3 protein-coding genes are annotated in these 2,124 nt (G+C 35.2%); 2 read left to right on the top strand and 1 reads right to left on the bottom strand.

Translation table 11 applies throughout. The features are described 5' to 3' along the window. Positions 1–51: 51 nt before the first annotated feature. Entirely contained in the window at positions 52–1,218 is a 1,167-nt protein-coding gene (locus R3F25_13345) for an IS4 family transposase (protein ID MEZ5497784.1), read from the bottom strand. Between the two features lie 207 nt (positions 1,219–1,425). On the opposite strand from R3F25_13345, the gene R3F25_13340 reads away from it, so the two are divergent. Together R3F25_13340 and R3F25_13335 are read left to right on the top strand one after the other, a co-directional pair. Beyond that, positions 1,426–1,674 (top strand): hypothetical protein, encoded by a 249-nt coding sequence (locus R3F25_13340; protein ID MEZ5497783.1) that lies wholly within the window; start codon positions 1,426–1,428, stop codon positions 1,672–1,674. Between the two features lie 22 nt (positions 1,675–1,696). Continuing rightward, positions 1,697–2,092 (top strand): hypothetical protein, encoded by a 396-nt coding sequence (locus R3F25_13335; protein MEZ5497782.1) that lies wholly within the window; start codon positions 1,697–1,699, stop codon positions 2,090–2,092. Positions 2,093–2,124 lie beyond the last annotated feature (32 nt).

Genomic DNA, 2,124 nt, shown 5'->3' with positions numbered 1-2,124 from the left:
GTGTTTTCATCAGATTCCCGCCTTCGCGCACTAGTGTCCGGTTAAAATATTTCATGCGAATTCCAAAGTGGTTTGGAGCTTGTCAATAAGCATTTGTTTTTCCCTTCGCCGTCGATAATAGTCAGTATTTATGCTGTCTTTTATGAATAATCCATGTTGTAGCCAAGTTTGTAAATCGATTAACTTTGACCATCCTTTTGATGCTTTTTGCATCAATTTCATTAGCAAATAACTTATCAAGGCTGTGTAAATTTGAATCCTAATGGCATTCTCTGATTGACCAAAATATGTTTTTAGTTTCAACTTTTGCTTTATCCATTTAAAAAATAATTCAATCTGCCAACGCTGTTTGTACAGATTCGCTATTTCAATGGCACTACGATCAAAGTCATTGGTTAGAATCTTCATTGGCTTCTTATCTTCACGATAAATAGTAACCATACGCAGGTCTTTATTGGCATATTTGTTTTTTCTTCCGCCGCCGGGGCTGTGGTTTGTTAGATGAATGATTTGGTCTGATTGAATTATGGCCTCATCTTTCTTCTCAACATCTGTTTCTTTAACAACTTTCATGGCGATATTAACTTTTGCACGAGTCACGAAAAAAGCCTTTGATTCATTGATTTTATGCCACCAGTTATAGTCCGTATAGCCTTTATCTACAACATATGTAGTACCTTTTTGGATTTCTATATTTGTTCGTGCATCAACAATATCATTAACATTTGGATGTGTGATATTGGAATACATTGGAGCATCATCAGCGCTATTTAATTCCACATGTATTTTTAAGCCAACCGACCTTATGGTTCTGTTCTTTAATGCCCATTCATAGCCCCGTGATTTTAGCGTTATTGGTGTGGAATCAATAATCGAAATAAAGTCTTTACATTTCTTTTTATGTTTGGATGAGAACTGACCCATCAGAACTTCACAAATTTGTTTAAAAGGCTCGATACTTCTTTTGCTTAATGCTTCTGAAAATGTAGAGCGTTTCACTTTTGAAGTGTTCATATGATAGTGGCTATTTGTGTGAGTATTAAAACCACTGATCACTCTTCTTAGTGATTTGGTTTGAGTAATCTGTCCGTAAAGCAATATGTGTAATAAATCCCAGGTTTTGAATGATTTTAGGTATCTGTCTGCTTTTTCGTTGGCAATTATTTTTTTAAATGCATTTTTGGGGAAATGGTTCAATAACTGAGAAAATCGTGTCATACTCTTCATAGTTGCAATGTTTGTGTTTTTTAAGTCTGAAAACTTGGTTATATACCGCAAAACCAAACATTGCAATGCTTTCAGAACATACTCTAAAAATTTAACCGGACACTAGTGCGCGAAGGCGGGAATCTGATGAAAACACCGTTATTTTCTCCTTTGCAGAAATAACAAGCACGATTTAGATACAAACATAAAGAGGTTATTATGACTAAAGAAATCAAAATCGAAGACGAATTCAAAAAGCAATACCAACTCCGTGGCAAAAATGATAAAGATTTCTTTAAGACTTTTGCCAAAGAAAACGGCATGTCTGAAGATGAATTATTTCGCTTGATTGCTCGTGAACGAGGACAGACAGAAGACGAATTTGAAAACGACCTGCTTGTCCAATGGGCTCTTAATCGAATGCAAGAAAACAATGGAACGATCAGAGTCAAAATTGAAGATTTATAAATACTAAACAGAGGAAAATATTATGAACAGACTCAAAAAAGAAGAAGTCAAAAAACAAAAACAACTGGAAAAAGGGTTGTCTGACAATCAACTGGAGTTATTACAGAAAATCATGAACTGCCGTGAAAATTTTGAACGATTGCACAATTCGATTCATGGCGTTTTATTTCCCGAAGAATTCGACTTTATGCTTGATGACAATGTCGATGCTAAAGACAGACAACGAGGCATAAACCCAATGAGCAAAGATTATCAAAACAAAGTCAACGCCAAAAGACAAAAACTCGGACTTAAACCACTTTCTGAAAATGGCATGTGCGAAAGTGACGATTCTAAAAAATACAGTCAGGAATTGGCTATACAGTTCCTTGTTGATAAAGAGGTTAATAAAAACAGAATTTTGGAAGTGTTTGGATAAATAACATTCGGGTAGTTGGCTTTAGCCAACCT

It is taken from the genome of Gammaproteobacteria bacterium (assembly GCA_041395445.1).
In the GTDB taxonomy this organism is placed as follows: Bacteria; Pseudomonadota; Gammaproteobacteria; order Xanthomonadales; family Marinicellaceae; genus NORP309.
Note: the sequence above shows the minus strand (reverse complement) of the source record. Positions and strands in the feature narration are given on the sequence as shown.

Coding starts and splice junctions, on each gene's coding strand:
- R3F25_13335 (MEZ5497782.1), top strand. CDS start 1,697: ATGAACAGACTCAAAAAAGAAGAAGTCAAAAAACAAAAACAACTGGAA.
- R3F25_13345 (MEZ5497784.1), bottom strand. CDS start 1,218: ATGACACGATTTTCTCAGTTATTGAACCATTTCCCCAAAAATGCATTT.
- R3F25_13340 (MEZ5497783.1), top strand. CDS start 1,426: ATGACTAAAGAAATCAAAATCGAAGACGAATTCAAAAAGCAATACCAA.